Origin of the sequence: Pseudomonas flexibilis, from assembly GCF_000802425.1 — a bacterium.
GTDB classification, from domain to species: Bacteria; Pseudomonadota; Gammaproteobacteria; order Pseudomonadales; family Pseudomonadaceae; genus Serpens; species Serpens flexibilis.
The window spans coordinates 32,742-53,927 of sequence record NZ_JRUD01000005.1 but is presented as its reverse complement, the minus strand read 5'-3'; the positions used below and the strand labels follow the sequence as shown (position 1 = coordinate 53,927).

23 protein-coding genes and 2 riboswitches are annotated in these 21,186 nt (G+C 66.9%); of the genes, 12 read left to right on the top strand and 11 right to left on the bottom strand.

What is annotated here, in order from left to right; genetic code table 11:
* The first annotated feature begins 212 nt into the window (after positions 1–212).
* A complete protein-coding gene (locus SF06_RS04700; RefSeq protein ID WP_039560180.1) occupies positions 213–1,454 on the top strand; it encodes a hypothetical protein in 1,242 nt (413 codons plus the stop codon).
* A gap of 31 nt (positions 1,455–1,485) precedes the next feature.
* Here the strand turns inward: SF06_RS04700 and SF06_RS04695 are convergent, their stop codons facing one another.
* Entirely contained in the window at positions 1,486–2,157 is a 672-nt protein-coding gene (locus SF06_RS04695) for a class I SAM-dependent methyltransferase (RefSeq protein ID WP_039560179.1), read from the bottom strand.
* A gap of 115 nt (positions 2,158–2,272) precedes the next feature.
* Between SF06_RS04695 and nrdR the strand changes: the two genes are divergently transcribed.
* The 8 genes from nrdR to SF06_RS04655 all read left to right on the top strand — a co-directional run bounded on the left by nrdR (position 2,273) and on the right by SF06_RS04655 (position 8,498).
* Positions 2,273–2,737 carry a transcriptional regulator NrdR gene (gene nrdR, locus SF06_RS04690; RefSeq protein ID WP_039560178.1) on the top strand — a complete coding sequence of 155 codons (465 nt, stop codon included), beginning with the start codon at positions 2,273–2,275 and terminating at the stop codon, positions 2,735–2,737.
* Positions 2,734–3,831: a bifunctional diaminohydroxyphosphoribosylaminopyrimidine deaminase/5-amino-6-(5-phosphoribosylamino)uracil reductase RibD gene (ribD, locus tag SF06_RS04685; RefSeq protein ID WP_076380934.1), complete on the top strand. Its 1,098-nt coding sequence runs from the start codon at positions 2,734–2,736 to the stop codon at positions 3,829–3,831. Before nrdR ends, ribD begins: the two co-directional genes overlap by 4 nt.
* Before the next feature lie 175 nt (positions 3,832–4,006).
* Positions 4,007–4,151, top strand: a riboswitch (FMN riboswitch).
* 122 nt (positions 4,152–4,273) lie between these two features.
* A complete protein-coding gene (locus SF06_RS04680; RefSeq protein ID WP_039560177.1) occupies positions 4,274–4,936 on the top strand; it encodes a riboflavin synthase in 663 nt (220 codons plus the stop codon).
* A gap of 12 nt (positions 4,937–4,948) precedes the next feature.
* On the top strand, positions 4,949–6,028 hold the full coding sequence (gene ribBA / locus SF06_RS04675) for a bifunctional 3,4-dihydroxy-2-butanone-4-phosphate synthase/GTP cyclohydrolase II (RefSeq protein ID WP_039560176.1): 1,080 nt from the start codon (positions 4,949–4,951) through the stop codon (positions 6,026–6,028).
* 58 nt (positions 6,029–6,086) lie between these two features.
* Entirely contained in the window at positions 6,087–6,563 is a 477-nt protein-coding gene (gene ribH / locus SF06_RS04670; RefSeq protein WP_027591635.1) for a 6,7-dimethyl-8-ribityllumazine synthase, read from the top strand.
* Positions 6,560–7,048 (top strand): transcription antitermination factor NusB, encoded by a 489-nt coding sequence (gene nusB / locus SF06_RS04665; protein ID WP_039560175.1) that lies wholly within the window; start codon positions 6,560–6,562, stop codon positions 7,046–7,048. The genes ribH and nusB overlap by 4 nt, the downstream gene beginning before the upstream one ends.
* A gap of 3 nt (positions 7,049–7,051) precedes the next feature.
* A complete protein-coding gene (gene thiL / locus SF06_RS04660) occupies positions 7,052–8,008 on the top strand; it encodes a thiamine-phosphate kinase (protein WP_039560174.1) in 957 nt (318 codons plus the stop codon).
* 4 nt (positions 8,009–8,012) lie between these two features.
* A complete protein-coding gene (locus SF06_RS04655) occupies positions 8,013–8,498 on the top strand; it encodes a phosphatidylglycerophosphatase A family protein (RefSeq protein ID WP_234703295.1) in 486 nt (161 codons plus the stop codon).
* Between the two features lie 194 nt (positions 8,499–8,692).
* Here SF06_RS04655 and SF06_RS18260 read toward each other — a convergent pair whose 3' ends face one another.
* The gene (locus SF06_RS18260) at positions 8,693–9,205 is read right to left on the bottom strand and encodes a hypothetical protein (RefSeq protein ID WP_139326754.1); all 513 of its coding nucleotides are present in this window, start codon (positions 9,203–9,205) and stop codon (positions 8,693–8,695) included.
* A 237-nt stretch (positions 9,206–9,442) separates the two neighbouring features.
* On the opposite strand from SF06_RS18260, the gene SF06_RS04645 reads away from it, so the two are divergent.
* From SF06_RS04645 to SF06_RS04635, 3 genes are all read left to right on the top strand, one after another.
* On the top strand, positions 9,443–10,084 hold the full coding sequence (locus SF06_RS04645) for a retropepsin-like aspartic protease family protein (RefSeq protein ID WP_039560171.1): 642 nt from the start codon (positions 9,443–9,445) through the stop codon (positions 10,082–10,084).
* A 72-nt stretch (positions 10,085–10,156) separates the two neighbouring features.
* The gene (gene ribA / locus SF06_RS04640; protein ID WP_039560170.1) at positions 10,157–10,771 is read left to right on the top strand and encodes a GTP cyclohydrolase II; all 615 of its coding nucleotides are present in this window, start codon (positions 10,157–10,159) and stop codon (positions 10,769–10,771) included.
* 47 nt (positions 10,772–10,818) lie between these two features.
* Entirely contained in the window at positions 10,819–11,184 is a 366-nt protein-coding gene (locus tag SF06_RS04635) for a hypothetical protein (protein ID WP_052199714.1), read from the top strand.
* Here SF06_RS04635 and SF06_RS04630 read toward each other — a convergent pair.
* The 9 genes from SF06_RS04630 to dxs all read right to left on the bottom strand — a co-directional run bounded on the left by SF06_RS04630 (position 11,166) and on the right by dxs (position 21,136).
* Positions 11,166–11,705 carry a cobalamin adenosyltransferase family protein gene (locus tag SF06_RS04630; RefSeq protein WP_039560168.1) on the bottom strand — a complete coding sequence of 180 codons (540 nt, stop codon included), beginning with the start codon at positions 11,703–11,705 and terminating at the stop codon, positions 11,166–11,168. The genes SF06_RS04635 and SF06_RS04630 overlap by 19 nt on opposite strands.
* A gap of 7 nt (positions 11,706–11,712) precedes the next feature.
* The gene (locus SF06_RS04625; protein ID WP_039560167.1) at positions 11,713–12,441 is read right to left on the bottom strand and encodes an ABC transporter ATP-binding protein; all 729 of its coding nucleotides are present in this window, start codon (positions 12,439–12,441) and stop codon (positions 11,713–11,715) included.
* Positions 12,432–13,418, bottom strand: a complete 987-nt coding sequence (locus SF06_RS04620) for a FecCD family ABC transporter permease (protein ID WP_039560166.1) — start codon at positions 13,416–13,418, stop codon at positions 12,432–12,434. The genes SF06_RS04625 and SF06_RS04620 overlap by 10 nt, the downstream gene beginning before the upstream one ends.
* On the bottom strand, positions 13,406–14,176 hold the full coding sequence (locus SF06_RS04615; protein WP_039560165.1) for an ABC transporter substrate-binding protein: 771 nt from the start codon (positions 14,174–14,176) through the stop codon (positions 13,406–13,408). Before SF06_RS04615 ends, SF06_RS04620 begins: the two co-directional genes overlap by 13 nt.
* A gap of 93 nt (positions 14,177–14,269) precedes the next feature.
* The gene (locus SF06_RS04610) at positions 14,270–16,132 is read right to left on the bottom strand and encodes a TonB-dependent receptor domain-containing protein (RefSeq protein ID WP_039560164.1); all 1,863 of its coding nucleotides are present in this window, start codon (positions 16,130–16,132) and stop codon (positions 14,270–14,272) included.
* Positions 16,133–16,228: 96 nt separating this feature from the next.
* Positions 16,229–16,433, bottom strand: a riboswitch (cobalamin riboswitch).
* Between the two features lie 193 nt (positions 16,434–16,626).
* Positions 16,627–17,145, bottom strand: coding sequence for an alpha-ribazole phosphatase family protein (gene cobC / locus SF06_RS04605; RefSeq protein ID WP_039560163.1), 519 nt, complete (start codon positions 17,143–17,145; stop codon positions 16,627–16,629).
* Positions 17,130–17,906, bottom strand: coding sequence for an adenosylcobinamide-GDP ribazoletransferase (locus tag SF06_RS04600; protein ID WP_081993399.1), 777 nt, complete (start codon positions 17,904–17,906; stop codon positions 17,130–17,132). Before SF06_RS04600 ends, cobC begins: the two co-directional genes overlap by 16 nt.
* Positions 17,903–18,961 carry a nicotinate-nucleotide--dimethylbenzimidazole phosphoribosyltransferase gene (gene cobT / locus SF06_RS04595; protein ID WP_039560162.1) on the bottom strand — a complete coding sequence of 353 codons (1,059 nt, stop codon included), beginning with the start codon at positions 18,959–18,961 and terminating at the stop codon, positions 17,903–17,905. The genes SF06_RS04600 and cobT overlap by 4 nt, the downstream gene beginning before the upstream one ends.
* A 291-nt stretch (positions 18,962–19,252) precedes the next feature.
* Entirely contained in the window at positions 19,253–21,136 is a 1,884-nt protein-coding gene (gene dxs, locus SF06_RS04590; protein ID WP_039560161.1) for a 1-deoxy-D-xylulose-5-phosphate synthase, read from the bottom strand.
* Positions 21,137–21,186: the final 50 nt, after the last annotated feature.

The following is a 21,186-nucleotide window of genomic DNA, read 5'->3' as shown; positions in this document are numbered from 1 at the left end:
GCCCGCCGCCGGCGGAAAGCCAGCCGCTTATCCAGACGAACGGTTTGAAGGCATTCGATCGGGCGGCGCGACATTTGCTTACCGTGCCGGTCTTGACAGATTCCCGTAGACCGCTTCTAGCCGGCATTCGGGAATAAAGGCAAAATAATGGCACCCTGCCGAACGGAATCTGCCAACGCCGGAGCAGGGATTATCAACGGGGGAGGAAAACCATGTTTCGTAAAGTAGTGCTGGCTTCGGCCATTGCGCTGGCGGCTACGCCTGCGCAGGCAAAGTTGTTCGATGTCACTTTGTCTTGGAATAACAACGGCACGCTGGTCACGGAGAACTTCAGTTTCAACGATGCCGAGGAGGCCATCGATGTCGTCGACATCGATTTCATTATCGACAAGTGGGGTCAGAGCGGCTTCAACGAGACTACTGACACCGCCATCGCCGACATCAAGTTCCGCGGCGTGCCCATTCAACTGACCTACCAGCAAGGCAACAAGCTGATCCTGGACATTCCCAGCCTGGGGATCTACCAGGAATTCACTGACGACCCGCAAGGCGACGATGCCCTCGACCAACTCAAGGACTTTCTGGTCGAGAAAGGCGAGAACGAGATTCTCACCCAGATCAACAAGGCCGCCGCCGCATCCACCAGTTTCGACCCGGTTGCCGGTAACCCCAGCAGCCTGATGTCGACCATGGTCGACAACATCTATTTCCTGACCAACAGCTCGATCACCGGCACCGATCGCCAGAATATCGACAACCAGTGGGATATCGGCCTGCGCCAAAGCAGCTACACCACCCTGGATAACCAGGACGTGGTCAACTATCAACTGCCGCTGGCCTACACCTTCAAGCTGGATTGGTTCCCCGGCCACCGTCTGCAGTTCCGCCTGCCGATGAGCTACACCACCATCAACGAAGATGCCAAGAGCTACAGCCTGCAGCTGGGCTTCGGCTGGACCATTCCGCTGATCGATGGCCTGGAGATTACGCCGGCCATTGACTACGGCGTCGCCGGTTCCGCTGAAATCCTCAGCGTGGGCGTGCTGCGTGCGCTGTCGCTGACCACCCGCTACGACTTCTCGTTGTTCGGCCAGGAATTCACCCTGAGCAACAGCATGGCGAAGATCGACAGTGAGCGCCTCGAATACGAGGACGACGACGATGTAGATCCGGTGACCTACGCGATCGATTACGACCTGAGCAACAAGGCCATGACCAACGGGCTGGCCTGGCACATCGCCCTGCCGTGGAAGCTGGCGACCCAGGTGTTCGTGCGCGACACCCGCTACTCGGGCGATGCGCTCTATTCCGAACAGGTAAGGGAATACGGCGTCAACTTCGGCTGGTCGGCCTGGGCTTCCACCAACACCCAGTTCTTCGTGGGTGCCAGCTATCAGAGCCACGACAAGGAAGAGTTCGATGGCGCACGGATGAACGTCGGCCTGACCTTCTAAGCCGAACGTGCGCTGCATGAAAAGGCCCCGCTCAATGCGGGGCGTTTTCGTTGCGCTGGGCGTGATACAGATTCACGTGTCGGAATTCCGCCGGCTCCGCCAGGTCCGGCCAGGTGCAGGCGTCCTCCTGGCCGAGGTGGCGATACAGCGGATGCTGGAAATCCTTTACCCGCGAGTCGGCCACCAGTGCCTCTTGCCCACGGCTGAGAAAGGCGTCGAGCAGCGGCAGGTTGGCGCGGTCGTACAGCACGTCGGCGACGATGATCAGATCAAAGCGGTCTTCCTCGGCGAAGAAGTCCGCCGAATAGCCCAGGGTCACGCCGTTGAGCGCCGCGTTGGCGCGGCAGGCCTCCAGCGCCAGTGGATCCAGGTCGCAGGCCACCACCTCGGCGGCGCCGGCTTTTGCGGCGGCGATCGCCGCCACGCCGGAGCCGGCGCCAAAATCCAGCACGCGCTTGCCGCGTACCCACTCCGGGCGCTCGGCCAGCCAGCGCGCCAGCACCAGGCCGCTGGCCCAGCAGAAGCACCAGTAGGGCGGCTCCTCGAGAATGCGCCGGGTTTCCTCGGGGCTGAAGGCGCGCTCCATGTTGGCCGGGTCGATCAGCCACAGGGACAGGTCCGTGCCGGGTAGCCGCGTGGCGGTCAGGCGGGCATCCCCTAGCAGGGAATCGAGGGCGGTTTGCAGGGAGGCGGGCAGCAACATGGCAACAGCGCTCGATGGATCAAGGGCGCGCCTGTATAGCGCAAAGCGGTGCAATTTGTCTCGCCCAGGCTATCGAGTACCATGGCCGCACTTCCCAGCCATACGGGCGCTTCCCATGCACTGTCCCTTCTGTGGTGCCCACGACACCAAGGTTATCGACTCGCGCCTGGTCGCCGAGGGCGACCAGGTGCGCCGCCGGCGCGAATGCCTGGCCTGCGGTGACCGCTTCACGACGTTCGAGACTGCCGAACTGGTCCTGCCTCGGGTCATCAAGCAGGACGGCAGTCGCCAGCCGTTCGACGAGGAAAAGCTGCGCGCCGGCATGCAGCGCGCGCTGGAAAAGCGCCCGGTCAGCGTCGAGCGCCTGGAAGAATCCATCGTCCATATCAAGCACAAGCTGCGCGCCAGCGGCGAGCGCGAGGTCAAGGCGTTGATGGTGGGCGAGCTGGTGATGGACGAGCTGCGCAAACTCGACGAGATCGCCTACATCCGTTTCGCCTCGGTGTATCGACGCTTTCAGGACCTCAACGAATTTCGTGAGGAAATCGAGCGCCTGTCCCGCGAGCCGGCCCGGCAATGAACGATCAGGGTTATATGGCGCGGGCCCTGGAGCTGGCGCGGCAGGGCTTGTATTCCACCCACCCCAATCCCCGGGTCGGCTGCGTCATCATGCGGGACGGCCGCATCGTCGGCGAAGGCTGGCACGTGCGTGCCGGCGAACCGCACGCCGAAGTGCACGCCCTGCGCCAGGCGGGCGAGCTGGCGCGTGGCTCCACCGCCTACGTGACGCTGGAGCCGTGCAGCCACTTCGGTCGTACGCCGCCCTGCGCCGAAGCACTGGTCCAGGCCGGCGTCGCCCGGGTGGTGGCCGCCATGCAGGATCCCAATCCGCAGGTGGCGGGACGCGGCCTGGAGCGGCTGCGCAGCGTGGGCATAGAGGTCTGCTCCGGCGTGCTCGAAGCGGAAGCCCGCGAGCTGAACGTGGGCTTTATCAAGCGCATGGAAAGCGGCCTGCCCCATGTGCGGGTGAAACTGGCCATGAGCCTGGACGGCCGTACCGCCATGGCCAGCGGCGAAAGCCAGTGGATCACCGGGCCGGCGGCGCGCGCTGCCGTGCAGCGGCTGCGCGCGCGCTCCAGTGTGGTGATCACCGGCGCCGATACCGTATTGATGGACGCTGCGCGGTTGACCGTGCGCAGCGACGAGCTGGGCGTTTCGCCCGAGCAGGCCGCGCTGGCGCTGGGTCGCCCACCGCTGCGCGTGCTGGTGGATGGCCGGGGCCGCGTGCCGCTGTCGGCGCCATTCTTCCAGGCGGGTCCGGCGCTGGTGGTCACCGCGCTGGATACCCCGGTGGATTACGTCGCGGCTGGGCATGAGTGCCTGGCGTTGCCGGGCGAGGGCGAACACGTGGACCTGGCGGCGTTGCTGCGCACGCTCGCTGGGCGCGGTGCCAACGAGGTGCTGATCGAGGCCGGTCCGCGTCTGGCGGGCGCCTTCGCACAACAGGGCCTGGTGGACGAGTTCCAGATCTTCATGGCCGGCAAGTTCCTCGGTTCCAGCGCGCGGCCCTTGCTGGACTGGCCGCTGCAGCGCATGGCCGAGGTGCCGGAGCTGCACATCCGCGAGATTCGCGCGGTGGGCGATGACTGGCGAATCATCGCGGTACCTGCGTAGGGCGGTCAGCGCTTTATCTGGCCGCCGCCGGCGGTGCACCCAACCCCCATGGTGGCCAACGCGGCGCGTTGACCACCCTACGGACTGACACGACCCTCGCAAAGCCCCTACTCCCCCTGTGGCTGCATGCCGCAGCCATTTGTGGTAAAAACGCCGGCGGATCGGCCCTCCGATCCAACGTTCTCAGGGCGGGGTGAAATTCCCCACCGGCGGTGATGGCCTGAATGGCCCAAGCCCGCGAGCGCCCGCCTTCGGCGGGGTCAGCAGATCCGGTGTGATTCCGGAGCCGACGGTAAGAGTCCGGATGAGAGAGAGCGGGACGCCTCGACGCGTGCGGTCCGTGCGCGCGTCCGTTTCCCCTTCGATCAGCAGCGCCCTGTTTTTCCACGAAAACAGGAGTTCGTTCCATGCAGTGCGTTCTTTGCTCCGGCCGGGAGGCGACATGTTCACCGGCATAATCGAAGCCATCGGCACTATCCAGAGCATCACCCCCAAGGGTGGCGACGTCCGTGTCTATGTGAAGACCGGCAAGCTCGATCTGGGCGACGTCAAGCTCGGCGACAGCATTGCCGTCAACGGCGTGTGCCTGACCGCCGTGCAGCTCCCCGGCGACGGATTCTGGGCCGACGTCAGTCGCGAGACCCTGGCCCGCACCGGCTTTGCCGACCTAAAATCCGGCAGTCGGGTCAATCTGGAAAAGGCCCTGACGCCTACCAGCCGCCTGGGTGGCCACCTGGTCAGCGGCCACGTCGACGGCGTGGGCGAGATCATCAGCCGCGAAGACAACGCCCGCGCCGTGCAATTTCGCATCCGCGCGCCGCGCGAGCTGGCCAGGTACATCGCCCTCAAGGGCTCGATCACCGTGGACGGCACCAGCCTGACGGTGAACGGCGTCGACGGCGCCGACTTCGAGCTGACCATCGTGCCGCACACCCTGGCCGAGACCATCATGGCCGACTACCGCGCCGGTCGCCGCGTGAACCTGGAAGTGGACCTGCTGGCCCGTTACCTGGAACGCCTGCTGCTGGGTGACAAGGCTGCCGAGCCGACCCGCACCGGCATCACCGAAAGCTTTCTGGCCGCGCACGGCTACCTGACCAAGTAAGGAGCGGGCCCGATGGCTCTCAACACGATCGAAGAAATCATTGCCGACATCCGCGCGGGCAAGATGGTCATCCTCATGGATGACGAAGACCGCGAAAACGAAGGCGACATCATCATGGCCGCCGAGTGCTGCCAGGCTGAACACATCAACTTCATGGCCCGCCATGCCCGCGGCCTGATCTGCATGCCGATGAGCAAGGAGCGCTGCGAGCGCCTCAACCTGCCGCTGATGGCGCCGCGCAACGGCTCGGGCTTCGGCACCAAGTTCACCGTCTCCATCGAGGCGGCTGAAGGCGTGACCACCGGCATCTCTGCCGCCGACCGCGCACGCACCGTGCAGGTCGCCGCCGCCCGCGAGGCCAAGGCCGAGGACATCGTCAGCCCCGGGCACATCTTCCCGCTGATGGCGCAGCCTGGCGGCGTGCTGGCGCGTGCCGGGCATACCGAGGCGGCCACCGACCTGGCGCGCCTGGCCGGCTTCGATGCCAGCGGCGTGATCTGCGAGATCATGAATGACGACGGCACCATGGCCCGCCGTCCGGAACTCGAAGTGTTCGCCGAACAGCATGGCCTGAAGATCGGCACCATCGCCGACCTGATCCACTACCGCATGATCCACGAGCGCACCGTGGAGCGGATTTCCGAACAGCCGCTGGACACCGAGCTGGGCCAGTTCAAGCTGGTCACCTACCGCGACAGCGTGGAAAACGACGTGCACATGGCGCTGATCATGGGTGACATCACTCCGGAAGTGCCGACGCTGGTGCGCGTGCACAACATGGAGCCGCTGCGCGACCTGTTGCAGGTCAAGGTGCCCGGCCGCTGGAGCCTGCGTGCGGCCATGGCCGAGGTGGCCGGTGCCGGCAAGGGCGTGGTGCTGCTGCTTGGTAAACCGTTCAGTGGCCAGGAGCTGCTGGCGCAGCTCAGCCGCACCCAGGCGGCGAGCCCGGCGATGTACAGCACCGTCGGTGCCGGCTCGCAGATCCTGCGCGACCTGGGCGTTCGTCAGATGCGCCTGATGAGCGCGCCGATGAAGTTCAACGCGATATCCGGTTTCGACCTGGAAGTTGTAGAATACGTCGCCGCAGAATGATGCTCAGGGCGCCGCAGGATCGCGGCGCCTTTGTTCTTTTTCGAAAGAGACCCTTTTCATGACCCTCAAGACCATCGAAGGCACCTTCGTTGCACCCCAGGGCAAGTTCGCCCTCGTGGTAGGCCGTTTCAACAGCTTCGTCGTCGAAAGCCTGGTAAGCGGCGCCATCGACACCCTGGTTCGCCACGGCGTGAGCGAAGACAACATCACCATCATCCGCGCACCGGGCGCCTTCGAACTGCCGCTGGTGGCCCAGAAGGTCGCTCAGCGTGACGAATTTGCGGCCATCATCGCCCTCGGCGCGGTGATCCGTGGCGGCACCCCGCACTTCGAATACGTGGCCGGCGAATGCACCAAGGGCCTGGCCCAGGTGTCCATGGAATACGGTGTGCCGGTCGCCTTCGGCGTGCTGACCGTCGATTCCATCGAGCAGGCCATCGAGCGCTCCGGCACCAAGGCGGGCAACAAGGGCGGCGAAGCAGCCCTGTCCGCACTGGAAATGGTCAGCCTGCTGACCGCCCTGGAGGTCAAGTGAGCCTGCACCACGACGACAGTCAGGACGCCCCGCAGCCGGCCGGCAAGCCGACCAAGGGTGGCGCGCGCCGCGCGGCGCGCGCCCTGGGCATGCAGGCCCTCTACCAGTGGCACATGGCGCGCCAGGCTCCGCACGAGATCGAAGCCCAGTTCCGCGTCGACAACGCCTTCGTGGGCGTCGACGGTGCCTATTTCCATGAACTGCTCAACGGCGTGCTCAGCAACCGTGGCGAGATCGACGAGCTGATCGCGCCGTGCCTGGACCGTCCCATGGACGACCTGGACCCGGTGGAGCTGGCCATCCTGCGCCTGTCCACCTATGAGCTGAAGCAGCGCCTCGACGTGCCCTACCGCGTGGTGATCAACGAGGGCATCGAGCTGGCCAAGACCTTCGGCGCCACCGACGGCCACAAGTTCGTCAACGGGGTGCTCGACAAGCTGGCGCCGAAGCTGCGCAGCGCCGAGCTGCGGGCCGGCAAACGCTGATCCGTGGGTGAGTTCGAGCTGATCCGCCGCTTCTTCGCCACGGCGCCCTGTGCGCAAGGTGGCGAAGGCGTGGCACTGGGCATCGGCGACGACTGTGCCCTGCTCGAACTGCCGCCCGGCGAACAACTGGCGGTGTCCACCGACACCCTGGTGGCCGGCAGCCATTTTCCCCTGCAACACGATCCCTTCCTGCTCGGCCAGCGCGCCCTGGCGGTTTCCACCAGCGACCTGGCCGCCATGGGCGCCACGCCCATCGGCTTCACCCTCGCCCTGACCCTGCCGGACGCCGACGAAACCTGGTTGCGGCGCTTCGCCGACGGCCTGCAGCGCATGGCCGCGCAGTGCAGGATGACCCTGCTGGGCGGCGATACCACGCGCGGCCCGCTGACCCTCGGCATGACGGTGTTCGGCCGCGTGCCCAAGGGGCTGGCGTTGGTGCGCTCCGGTGCGCGGGTCGGCGACCTGCTGTGTGTCGGTGGCAGCCTGGGTGACGGCGCTGGCGCGCTGCCGCTGGTGCTCGGCGAGCTGCCGACCCAGGGCGGGGCGGCGGAATATCTGCTGGCGCGCTACTGGCAGCCGCAGCCGCAACTGGCCCTAGGCCAGGCGCTGCGCGGCCGCGCCACGGCGGCACTGGACATCTCCGATGGCCTGCTGGCCGACTGCGGGCATATCGCCCGGGCTTCCGGCGTGGCGCTGTGCATCGAGCGGGCACACCTGCCGCTGTCGGCGGCGCTGCGTGCGCTGTTGCCTGCGGACGAGGCGCTGCGCTGTGCGCTGTCCGGCGGCGACGATTACCGGCTGGCGTTCACCCTGCCGGCGAGCGAACGGGCTGCCTTGCAGACCGAGTTCCCGGAGATGGCTGTCATCGGTCGCGTCGAAGCGGGCGAGGGCGTGCACCTCTACGATGAGCAGGGACGCGAGTTGGCCCTCGCTGCCCGTGGCTACCAACACTTTGGATGATCTCGTGACCGATTCCGCCCCCGTGCCGCCTTCGGTATGGCGCAACCCCTGGCACTTCCTGGCCTTCGGCTTCGGCTCCGGCACCCTGCCCAAGGCGCCGGGCACCTGGGGTTCGCTGGTGGCGCTGCCGTTCGTGCCGCTCTGGCAGATGCTGCCGGACTGGGGCTACTGGCTGATGCTCGGCGTCACCATGCTGTTCGGCGTCTGGCTGTGCGGCAAGGTGGCCAACGACCTGCGCGTGCACGACCACGAGGGCATCGTCTGGGACGAGATGGTCGGCATGTGGATCACCCTCTGGCTGGTGCCGGAGGGCTGGTACTGGTTGCTCGCCGGCTTCCTGATGTTCCGCCTGTTCGACATCCTCAAGCCCTGGCCGATCCGCTGGATCGACCGCCAGGTCCACGGCGGCGTCGGCATCATGCTCGACGACGTGCTGGCCGGCGTGTTCGCCTGGCTGGGCATGCAGGGGCTGGTCTGGCTGGTGGGCTGAACGCCGCGGCGGGAGCGGACTTGCCAGCGAGCTTTTCGCGGCGTGTCTAACAGCTCGCGAATGAATTCGCTCCCACGGCACGAGTCGTAGGGTGGCTCGCGCTTCACCGAGCCACCAAGCGGGCCGTTAGGCACGCCGTTCCGGCGCGACGGCGGCCAGGACAACGCTGTCCGCCCTACGAAGCTCGCACAGGACTAGGCCCACTCCTTGCCCAGCCCCAGCCGATTCATCAGCTCCAGCAATCGGGGATCAGCCGCCACTCGCTCCCGCATCTGCAGCCGCAGCGACTCGCTGGATTCGCGGTCGAGAATTACGGCCTGGTAGTGATCCTCCACGCTCTGGATGCCGTTGTCCTTCAGCAGCGCCTGGTAGGTACTCTGCAGCAGCTGGGAGTATTCGGTGCGCTCGGCGGACGAGGCCGCCGCAACCTGGGGATAGCGCTCATCCAACCAATTGGCGCTTGCCCCCAGGGTATTGGGCGCCTCGATATAGCTGCCGGCCATCCAGGCAGGCAACTGGTACATCTCTAGCGGATGATCAGGTGTTTGCGCCGCCTTGGCTGCCCGCAGACCGGCATCGGGCAGCGTGACGCTATCAGCCGGGCGATTGGACGCTTGGGGCGTGGCTTCGGTTGGTGTTTGCGTCGCTCTGGCAGCGCTGGGAGTGAAGGCTTGGATGGGTGAAGCCGAGGGCGAGGCAATTTGCATGCTGGATCTCCATTTCGCAGGGTTGCTAATGCACAACGAGGATTTAGCAGCATGCATGCCAATTCCACGCAACCCTTGTGGGCTGTGGCCGCGGCCAGTGAATGGGTAACGATTCGCAGACAACGCTTGCCGACTCCGGCTGACGATTGCCGCCTGCGCTGTGACCCATCCCCGCGTCCCCGTGCATGAAGCTGGCTATCCTGCCCATCCTTTTCCGATGCCGCGCAGGGAGTGCCGATGTTCCGTTTCCTTCCGTTCGCCAGCCTGATGCTGGCTGCCTCGCTCGCCCAAGCCGCGCCGGGTCACGTGCAGGTGGTCGGTCTGTTTCCCAATGCCGCCGTGCTGACGGTGGACGGCGAGCGCAAGCTGGTGCGGGTCGGCGAGACCGGTCCTGGCGGGGTGGTGCTGGTGGCCGCTGATGCGCAGGGCGCGTTGCTGCGCATTGATGGTCATACGCGGCGTGTCGAGCTGGGTCGCGAGCAGTCCGCCGGCTTCAGCGCGCCGACCCGTCAGCAGGTCAGCATCGCCCGGGGCGAGGGTGGCCATTACCGGGTGATCGGCGCGGTGAACGGCGTTTCGCTGCCGCTGCTGGTGGACACCGGCGCCACCAGTCTGGCGATCAATGAGCAGCAGGCGCGACGCCTTGGCCTGGATTATCAGAAGGGCACACCGATGCGGGCCAACACCGCCAACGGCGTGGTGAATGGCTGGCGCGTGCACCTGGACCGGGTCAACGTCGGCGGCCTGGAAGTGCCCGGCGTGGAGGCCGTGGTGCTGCAGGGCAACGCGCTCAACCAGGCGCTGCTGGGCATGAGCTTCCTCAACCGTGTGCGCTGGCGTGAGGAGCACGGCGTGCTGGTGCTGGAGTCGCGTCTGTAGCGGCCGGGCGTCGCCCGCAAGCCGCTTGACTGGGGTTATAATCCCGGCCTTTCCTTTTCTGGAGCGCCTCCGGTGTCCGTCGTTTTCGTCGCCGCTTCCAAACTGCCCACCCCCTTTGGCGAATTCACCATGCACGGTTTCCTCGACGAGGCCACCGGCAAGGAGCACGTGGCGCTGACCATGGGCAGCTTCGAGGACGGCGCCCCGGTGCTCGGTCGCGTGCACTCCGAGTGTCTGACCGGCGATGCGCTGTTCAGCCAGCGCTGCGACTGCGGCTACCAGCTGGAAGCGGCGCTGCAGGCCATCGCCAAGGAAGGGCGCGGCGTGCTGCTCTACCTGCGCCAGGAAGGCCGTGGCATCGGCCTGCTGAACAAGATCCGCGCCTATCACCTGCAGGACGGCGGCGCCGACACCGTGGAAGCCAACGAGCGCCTGGGCTTTGCCGCCGATCAGCGCGAATACAGCATCTGCCTGCCGATGCTCGACCACCTGGGCATCCACGCGCTCAAGCTGATGACCAACAACCCGCGCAAGGTGAATGCGCTGGAAGGCTTCGGCATCCGCATCGCCGAGCGCAAGCCGCTGCTCACCGGCCTCAACCCGCACAACCGCAACTACCTGCGCACCAAGGCCGGCAAGCTCGGCCACATGCTCGGCAACCTGCATCAGGACGAGTCGGACACCTGATGGAGCGCATGACACGGCATCGACGGCTCAATCGTGTGTGGTGGCTTATGTTGCTGGCCGCTGTGCTGCCCTGGCTGCTGCTGGTCAACGTGCCGGAAGTGGCGCAGTTGCCGCCGATGACGCTGTTCGTCATCGGCCTGTGCGGTCTGCTGCCGACCCTGAAGATCTTCCCGCACTTCAAGCGTGCGCTCTGGGCGCTCAAACCGCCGTTCGATGCGGCGCTGGAAGACCAGCGCTGGGCCGTCCTGGCCCGCGCGCAGCGCAACGGCATGCTGTGGGCCAGCCTGCCGGCCTGGCTGGCCGCGCTGGCCAGTCCGCTGGGCCTGGAAGGCGTGGCGGGCCTGCTGCTGGTGACCGGCAGCGCGCTGTTTTCCCTCGTCTACCGCATCCCGCGTCAGGTGCTCCTGCCGTAGCTCTTGCTGGTGAAGTAGCGCTCCGCGAAGCCGCGGCGCTGGTTCACCACCAGCGTCAGCACGAAGAAGAAGTTGCACATCAGGTTGCACATGCGCGGCAGAATCAGGGGCACCTCGATGCCTTCCTGATCGACTCTCACCAGCGCGCGAATGGCCTTCTTGGCCGCCGAGCGCGCCTGGTGCAGCTGCGGCACCGGCGGCAGGCCGCGCGGCAGCACGAAGCCCTTCAGTCGTTCCGCCACTTCCTCCCGGTAATGGGCCAGGCGCGCGCTCAGCCAGGCGATATCCGACTCTTCGACGGCCAGCCGGCCACGCACCGAGCCGTTGACGTGAAAGGCCAGCGGTTGCAGCTGCTCCAGGTCGGCGCGCAGGTCGGGCATGTCGTCCGGCAGGTAGGCCAGCGCGCCGCCGATCAGTGCGCACAGCTCGTCGGTGACCACCTCGAAGTCGCAGAGGTACGAGGTGTCCTGGATGAACGGGTAGCAGACCTCGTCGAGGTTCTTGCTCAGTTTCAGCACCATGGCGAACTCACTTGGGCAGGATGATGGGCGGCTGGGCGTCGAGGTCCACATGCACCTCGACCTGGAAGGCGGCCGCCACATGGGCCTCGGTCAGCACTTCCCGAGGGGTGCCGAAGGCCAGCAACTGCCCCTCGGCCAGCAGGCAGAGCTTGTCGCAGTAGCGCGCGGCCAGGCCCAGATCATGGATCGACAGCACCACCGCGCGGTCCTGGCGAGCATGTTCGCGCAGCAGCTCCATCACCTTGCGCTGATGCAGCAGGTCCAGACTGGCCACCGGCTCGTCGGCCAGCAGCAGCACCGGCTGGCCGGCCAGCACACGGGCCAGCCACACGCGGGCCTGCTCGCCCCCGGACAGCTGCGCCACCTTGCGCCGCCGCCAGGGCAGCACGCCGGTGCGCGCCATCGCCGACTCGATCAGCGCGGCGTCCTCGTCGCCCCAGGGCAGGCGCCCGAGCGCCACCACGTCCTCGACGCACAGCGACCAGGCACTGTGATGGCTCTGCGGCAGAAAGCCGATGCGCTGGGCGCGCTGCTTCGGCCCGAGGCGTCGGGCATCGAAACCGAAGTAGTCCAGCGTGCCGCTGTAGGGTTGCACGCCGGCCAGCGCGTTGAGCAAGGTGGACTTGCCGGCGCCGTTGGGACCGATCACGCCCAGCATCTCGCCAGGCGCCAGGGCCAGGCGCAGCGGCTGCAGGCGGCCGGGTACGGCCAGCCGGTCGAGGCGAATCAGATCCATTGCTTGCGTTCCTTCCACACCAGCCAGATGAACAGCGGCGCGCCGATCAGCGCGGTCAGCACGCCCAGCTTCAGTTCGCGGCCCGGCGGCAACAGGCGCACCGCCATGTCGGCCAGACAGACGAGACTGGCGCCGGCCAGCGCCGAGGGAATCAGCAGACGGTCCGGGCGATGGCGCACCAGCGGACGTACCAGGTGCGGGACCAGCAGGCCGACAAAGCCGATGCCGCCGGCGACCGCCACCGAGGCGCCGACCAGCAGCGCGCAACCCAGCACGATCAGCCGGCTGCCGCGCTTGTGGGCCAGGCCCAGGCTCTGCGCCACCTGCTCGCCGAGGCTCAGCCCGAGCAGCAGGCGGCGCTGGCTCCAGATCAGCCCGAAGCCGATTAGCAGCGCCGGGCCGAGCAATAGCAGATGCTCCAGGCCGCGCTCGGACACCGAGCCCAGCAGCCAGAACACCAGCTCCTGCATGGCATAGGGATTGGGCGCGAAGTTGAGCACCGCCGCCAGCAGCGCGCCGCTCAGCGTGCTGATCGCCAGACCGGCGAGCAGCACCATGCCGGCGCCACTGGAACCGGCCAGCGCCAGCATCAGCACCAGCGCGATGGCCGCGCCGCACAGGCCGGCCAGCGCCGGGGCGAAGGCGCCGGCCCACGGCAGCAGACCGAAATAGAACACCGTGGCCGCGCCCAGCGCCGCACCCTGGCTGGCGCCGGTCAGCCCCGGATCGGCCAGCGGGTTGCGCAGCAGGCCCTGCAGCGCCGCACCGGCCAGCCCCAGTGCGGCGCCCACCGCCAGCGCCAGCAGCGTGCGTGGCAAACGGATCTCGCCGATCACGATGGCGTCCGCGCCGTTGCCGCCGCTCAGCCAGTCGAGCAGGCCGGTGATGACCGACACCTGCGTCGAGCCCAGGCCCAGCGACAGCAGCGCCAGGCCCAGCGCCAGCAGGGCGAGCAGGGGAGTGATCAGTCGAGCCATCGGTGCAGTTGTCCTATCAGTTCCCAGGTCCAGGGGCCGGGGCATTGCCAGCGCCAGTAATCGGTAGTGAGCCAGCGGTCGGCGGGTACCGCGTGCTTGAGCGCCGGGTGTTCGGCGAACTGGTTGGCCAGCGCCTGGTGTTCCGGCGCGGCCCAGAGGATGGCGTCCGGTGGGTCGGCCACCACCAGCTCCAGGTCCAGGCGCTGGTAGCCCTCGGCGGTCAGGTAGTTGCGCCAGCCGGCGCGTTCGAGGATTTCGTGTTCCAGCGTGCCGCGCCCGGTGCCGATGCCGTTGGCGCCGAGCAGCAGCAGACGCTGCGGGCGAGCCGGCGCCGGCAGCGCCGCGGGTGGCGCACTGGCCAGGGTTTCGGGTAGCTGAACGGCGCGCAGGAACTGCCGCTCATAGGCCGCCACCTGCGCCAGCGTCGTCGGCAGCGGCAGCACCTCCACCGACAGGCCGAGCGCCTGCAGCCGCTGGCGCAACAGGGTATTGGTGAACTGCCCGACCACTACCCGGTCCGGTTGCAGCGCGTAGATCTGTTCGAGGCTGCCGTCGTGGGTCGGCCACTGCGGGCCGATCCAGTCGATGGGGTAGCGCTGCTGCATGGGCGACAGGGCCAGCACCCGGTCAGGCGGGAGGTAATGGACGACCATCCAGTCCAGGCACAGGTCGAGGGAGAGGACACGCTGCGGCGCGTCGCCCGCCTGTGCCGGCAGGGCAAGCGACAGGAGCAGGGGCAGGAACAGGGCTCGCAGCAAGAAATACCGCCTCGTCGAATCAGGGGGACGCACCGCATCGGCGGCGCCCGCGGAATATGGCGGGTTGCCGGCGTGCCGGCAACCGCTAGGGGGTTACAGGGAGGGAGTCCAGGTAAAAGCCAGCTGCGCGGAGCGACCATCTTCCTGATAGGGGACTCCGAAGTTGGTGGTGGTGTAGTACGCCTTATCCAAGAGGTTATCGACCTTTACCGCCACCTCCAGCTCAGGATGCGCCTGCCAGCGGGCGCGCAGTCCCAGCAAGCCATAGCCCGGGATAACGGTGGTGTTTGCCGGGTCGAAATAGGTCCGGCCGGAGGCGCTCCAGCTGGCGCCTACCGCAAACTGACCGAAGTGGCGATCGATGTCCCAGCTCAGCGTCTTCCGGGCGCGGTTGACCAAGTCGTTGCCGGTCGCACGGTCCTCGGCGTTCAGCAGGCTCAGACTGAGGTGGTTCTGCCAGCCCAGCAGGTCTGCCGACACCGTGACTTCGATGCCGTCGATGCGGGCCTCGTCCAGGTTGGCCGGCGGCCAACCGTTGATGGCGTCTTCCAGTTCGGTGCGATAGGCAGCTGCCTCGATATCCACCTGCGGGCTGACCAGGCCGGTCCAGCGTAGTTCGTAGGTTCGCGAGGTTTCCGGCTGTAGGTCCGGGTTGCCGCCGGAGCATCCCCAGCCGGGATAACAGTTCACTGGGTAGTAAAGGTCGCTGAGCAGCGGAGCCCGGAAGCCTTCCGCATACGATAGCGTGACCTGGTGCCGTTCATTCAGGGGCAATTTGAATGCGGCGTTCCACGAGTTCTCAGTGCCGAACTGCTGGTTGTCATCGTGGCGCACGCCCACTTCAGTGCCGAAATTCTCGCCGTTGTAGCTGTGCTGGAGGAAGGCGGCTGCGTTGTAGCGGGAGTCTTCCGTGTAGCGTCCGGAGTTGTGGATATGGTCGCGGTACCAGTCGAGGCCGACCTGTAGGCGCTGTGCATCGCTCAGGGACAGGCTGTTTGTCCAGTTCAGGCTTTCGCGCTCGGTTTCGTTGAAGCTGTCGGTCACCGCCGCCCTGTCGAGGTTGTGCATTTCGCCTTCCGAGTACCCCAGTTCCAGGCGTGTACTCCAGAGTTGAGTCAACTGGTGGCTGAGGTAGGCGGAATAGAAGCTGTTCTTGACCTCGTCGTAGGGGAACTGGCTCCAGCCGAAGCCATCGTATTCGTACTCACTGTCCGTGTGGCTGATGTTCAGCCCGGCCTCGGTCTGCGAGCTGAAACGATGATTGAGATTCAGGGCAATCGAGGAGTTTTCAAACCCGTCGTTGTCGGCATCCGTTCCGGTGCTCAGGCTGGAGCGGCTGAAGCCATTGCTCTGCTCGTGGTTAAGGCTCAGGTTGAAGCGGGTGGCGTTGTTGCCGCCGGACAGGCCTAGGGATTGCTCCCATGTGTCGTGGCTGCCGTAGGCAACCCGAACGCGCGGAGACAGGCCGGGTCCTTCGGCTCGGCGGGTAAAGATCTGGATGACACCGCCGATGGCATCGGAACCGTAGATGGCTGAGCGCGGGCCGCGCAGGATTTCGACCCGTTCAATTTGATCCACGCTCAGAGTGTTCAGTGGAGCACCGCCGAGGTTGGTGTCGTTGGCGCGCTGGCCGTCGATCAGCACCAGTGTCTGTGCCGTCTTGGTGCCGCGGACGAACACCCCAACGGTTGAGCCGCGTCCGCCGTTCTGCATGACCTGCACGCCTGGGGTGCGGCGCAGAAGATCGGGCACAGTGCTCGGCTGCAGGCGTTCGATGTCATCGCGGGTAAACACGGTTACGGCGCTGTAGGTGTCGCCCTTGCTTTCGGCGGTACGCGAGGCCGTTACCACCACCTCCGGCAGCTTCAGCTGTTCATCGAAGCGTGGCGTTTCATTGGCGGCGAATGCCGCAGGAGAGGCCAGGGCAATCGCCAGGGCCAGGCGGGACAGTTTCATCAGAAGAATTCCTCAAAAGATCAAAGCTTTTGAGGAGGGCAGAATCACAAGCGCGGCGTACGGGAGACAGCGCTTGACGGTGCCGCCCTCCGCAACACCAGTCGCTTCCTGTCGGCCGGTCTCCGGACTCATGACCCTGACGACTCCGCCTTCCCGGGAAAATTCCCAGTGGCTGTTGGAGTCGCCGCCCGAGGGGCGGTCATTCACCGTTGCGGGGGCAGTGCCGGGATGGCTCCAAAGAGCGCCACCGGCTTCCCGTTTAACGCAAAAACGCTTGCGCACCGACAAGAAAAACGCGCGCACCATAACGGGCGGGGGGCGTGGAGGCAATGACCGGGGTTAAGAATGGCCTGGCGCCTGCGGGTGGCGGCGTCCGATGCGCGGCGCCGCTTTTGTGCTTGTGGGAGCGAATTCATTCGCGAGCTTCTGGCTGCGGAGCGCACTAAGAGTTCGCGAATGAGCTCCCACAGGTCAGTGCGCAGGCCGCGCTTCTGTTACAGGCGCAGCAATTGGCCGTAGCCCACCGGCCGGCGAAACGCCGTTTCCAGGGGTTCGCCGAGCAGCAGGTGATGCAGCGCGCGGATCGGCCCGGCATGGGTGATCAGCAGGGCATCGCCGGTTTCGATCTCGGCGAGGAATTCCCGCAGCCGGGCCAGCAGTTGGGGCAGGGACTCACCGCCGGGCGGCGCGGCACTCTGCCAGTGATCGCCCCAGTGACGCGCCTCTGGGGAGTCCAGCTCCGCCCAGGTGCGACCTTCCCAGGCGCCGAAGTTCAGCTCCATCAGTCGCGCATCGGTGCGGTAGGGCAGCTCCAGGGCATCGGCCAGTGTGCGGCAGCGCCGGCTGGGGCTGCTCCACACCGGCGGCAGGCCGTCGGGAAAGTTCTGGGCCAGCTCATTTCGCACGGCCTGGGCTTCGGCAGCGAAGCTGTCGGCCAGCGGTACATCCAGCTGGCCGTAGCACAGCCCCGGCGCGCAGCCGACGCGGGTGTGGCGGATCAGATAAAGCGGCACAGCGCCAACGCCCCGAGCAGGAAGGTCAGCTCGCTCAATTGTTGCAGCGCGCCCAGGCAGTCGCCGGTGAAGCCGCCGATCCACTTGCGCAGCCAGCGGGCGAACCACAGGCGCAGGGGAATCAGCGGCAGCACCGCCAGCCACAGCAGGGGCGGCAGTTCGATCCACAGGAACGGCGCCAGGGCCAGCGCGGCGGCGATCAGCAGGCCGAGCAGCGAGATGCGCACCGCCAGCGGCTTGGCCTTGCCTTCCGGGCGGGCGTAGGACTCGGTGAGCATCATGGTCGCCGCGTTCAGGCGGCTGACGGCGTGGGCGAGGATCAGCAGCGGAATCACCAGCGCGGCGGGCAGCGAGACCAGCAGCAGGAACTTGCCGGCCAGCGCCGCGAGCAGAGTAGCGGCGCCGTAAGTGCCCAGCCGCGAGTCCTGCATGATGGCGAGGATGCGCTCGCGGTCCCAGCCGCCGCCCATGCCGTCCATGCAGTCGGCCAGACCGTCCTCGTGGAAGCAGCCGGTGAGCAGCAGGCCGAACACCATGCTCAGGAAGATGGCGATCGGCGCATCCCACAGGAAGCTGGCGCCCCAGTAGATCAGCGCGCAGGCCGCGCCGATCAGCGTGCCGATCAGCGGGAAGTAAATCGCCGCCCTGTTCAGCTCGTCCTCGGAATAGGGCACCCGCGCGGGGATCGGCACGCGGGTGAAGAACTGCAGCGAGAGCAGGAAGCGATCGGTCTCCCGGCGCAGGGCGGAGCGCTCGCTCATCGGTCGCTGCCCTTGTCGGAGACGCCGGCGGATTCGAACGAGGCCATCTCGTTGAGGAAGCCGCAGGCGGCCTGCAACAGCGGGAAGGCCAGCACCGCGCCGCTGCCTTCGCCCAGGCGCAGGTCCAGCTGCAGCAGGGGCGTGGCCTTGAGGTGCGCCAGCAACAGCGGATGGCCGCCTTCCTGGGAGCGGTGGCCAAATACCGCGTAGTCGCGCACCGCCGGCGCGATCCGCATGGCGGCCAGCAGCGCGGCGGTGGCGATGAAGCCGTCGACCAGGATCAGCGCACCCTTCTCGGCGCTGCCCAGCATGGCGCCGGTCATCATCGCCACCTCGAAGCCGCCGACTTCGGCAAGAGCATTCAGGGCGTCGTGCGGGCCGGGGCCGACGCGCTCGGCCACCGCCTGCAGGGTGGCGACCTTGCGCGCCAGGCCGGCGTCGTCCAGGCCGGTGCCGCGTCCGGTGCAGGCGGCGATCGGCAGGTCGGCCAGCAGGTGGCTGAGCAGCGTGGCGGCGGAGGTGTTGCCGATACCCATCTCGCCGAAGGCCAGCACGTTGCTACCCAGGGCGACTTCCTCGTGGGCGATGCGTCGGCCGGTTTCCAGGCAGCGCAGCGCCTGCTCGCGGCTCATGGCCGGGCCTTCGAGGCAGTTGGCGGTACCGTGGGCGATTTTCTCGTGGCGCAGCGGCAGGTCGGTGGGGAAGTCGTGGTTCACCCCGGCATCCACCACCTGGAAGGCGAAGCCATGCTGGCGCGCGAAGCTGTTGGTGGCGGCGCCGCCGGCCAGGAAGTTGTACACCATCTGCGGGGTGACTTCGGCCGGATAGGCGCTGACGCCGGAACGGGCCAGACCGTGGTCCGCAGCGAAAATGGTCAGGCTCGGGCGGTTCAGCTCGGGGCTGAGGGTCTGCTGTACCCAGCCGATCTGCAAGGCCAGGGCCTCCAGCTGGCCAAGGGCGCCGAGGGGCTTGGTCTTGCGATCGATCTTGTGGCGCAGGGCCGGCAGGATGGCGGTGTCGGGAGCGGAAAGGTTGAAGCAGGGCAGGGAAGACATCAAGGCGCTCGATAGCACCGAGCGGGTCGGTGCGGAAGGAATGAAAAAGGGGGCCGCCGGAACCTTACTGCCGGCAGCGGGGCGGGACAAGCATCAGGGGGGCTAGGGGCGTAGCGCGGACAGTGCCTTCCTGTCCGCCGATGGTTCCCGACCGAAGCCGCGTTCGGCGGACAAAACAACGTTGTCCGCCCTACAGCTGCACCGACCGGATGTAGGGCGGACAGCGCTTTCCTGTCCGCCGATGGTTCCCAACCGAAGCCGTGTCCGGCGGACAAAACAGCGTTGTCCGCCCTACAGGCTGTCCAGCCGCTTTCGCACCGCCGCTTCGATCCCCGCCTCGTCCAGCCCGCACTCGGCGAGCATTTCGCTCGGCTTGGCATGTTCCACATAGCGGTCCGGCAGGCCCAGGTGCAGCAGCGGCTTGACGATGGCTTCGCTGCTAAGGAACTCGCTGACCGCGCTGCCGGCGCCGCCCATGATGCTGTTTTCCTCGAGGGTCACCAGCAGCTCATGCTCTGCAGCCAGCTGGCGCACCAGGGCCTCGTCCAGCGGCTTGACGAAACGCATGTCCACCACGGTAGCGTCCAGGGTTTCGCCGACCTTCAAGGCTTCGGCCAGCTGCACGCCGAAGGCCAGCAGGGCGACGCGCCGGCCCTGGCGACGGATCACGCCCTTGCCGATGTCCAGTGGCTGCAGGCCCGGCTCCAGCGGCGCGTTCGGGCCGGTGCCGCGCGGGTAGCGCACGGCGGCCGGCCCGTTGTGCAGGAAGCCGGTGGTCAGCATGCGGCGCAACTCGTTCTCGTCGCTGGGGGTCATGACCACCATGCCGGGGATGCAGCGCAAGTAGGAGAGGTCGAAGCTGCCGGCGTGAGTCGGGCCGTCCTCGCCGACCAGGCCGGCGCGGTCGATGGCGAACAGCACATCGAGGTCCTGCACCGCCACGTCGTGAATCAGCTGGTCGTAGGCGCGCTGCAGGAAGGTGGAGTAGATCGCCACCACCGGCTTGGCGCCTTCGCAGGCCATGCCGGCGGCGAGGGTCACGGCATGCTGCTCGGCGATGGCCACGTCGAAGTAGCGGTCCGGGAAGCGCTCGCTGAAGGCCACCAGGTCGGAGCCTTCCTTCATGGCCGGGGTGATGCCCAAGAGGCGCGCGTCCTGGGCGGCCATGTCGCACAGCCACTGGCCGAACACGTTGGAATAGCGCGGGCCGGCCGGCTTCTTCGGGGCCTTGGGTGCGTCTTCCAGCTTGTTGATGGCGTGCCAGGCGATCGGGTCCAGCTCGGCCGGGGCGAAGCCCTTGCCCTTCTTGGTCACCACGTGCAGGAACTGCGGCCCGGACAGGTCGCGCATGTTGCGCAGGGTGGCAATCAGGGTCGGCAGGTCGTGGCCGTCGATGGGGCCGATGTAGTTCCAGCCCAGTTCCTCGAACAGGGTGCCGGGCACCAGCATGCCCTTGGCGTATTCCTCGGTGCGGCGGGCGATTTCCCAGGCGCCGGGCAGGCGCGACAGCACCTTCTTGCTGCCCTCGCGCATGGAGGCGTAGGTACGGCTGGAAAGGATCTTGGCCAGGTAGTTGGACATGCCGCCGACGTTGCGCGAGATCGACATGTCGTTGTCGTTGAGCACCACCAGCATGTCGGCGCCGACTTCCGGGGCGTGGTTGAGCGCCTCGAAGGCCATGCCGGCGGTCAGCGCGCCATCGCCGATCACCGCGATGGCCTTGCGCTTCTCGCCGCGCAGGCGGTTGGCGATGGCCATGCCCAGCGCCGCGCCGATGCTGGTGCTGGAGTGGCCGACGCCGAAGGTGTCGTACTCGCTCTCGCTGCGGCGCGGGAAGGCGGCCAGGCCGTCCTTCTGGCGCAGGGTGCCCATGCGCTGGCGACGACCGGTGAGGATCTTGTGCGGATACGCCTGATGGCCCACGTCCCACACCAGCCGGTCATCCGGGGTGTCGAAGATGTAGTGCAGGGCAATGGTCAGCTCGATCACGCCGAGCCCGGCGCCGAAGTGGCCTCCGGTCTGCCCGACACTGTAGAGCAGCTCCTGGCGCAGTTCGTCGGCCAGTTGTTCCAGTTCCGCTTCGCTCAGACGGCGCAGCTCGACGGGCGTTGCGGCGCGGTCGAGCAGGGGCGTGGCGGGACGCTGGCGGGGGATTTCATGGAACGTCTTGGGCATCAGACTGATCGTTTCATCGGGGTAAAAGACGGCGCAGTTTACTCGAAGCG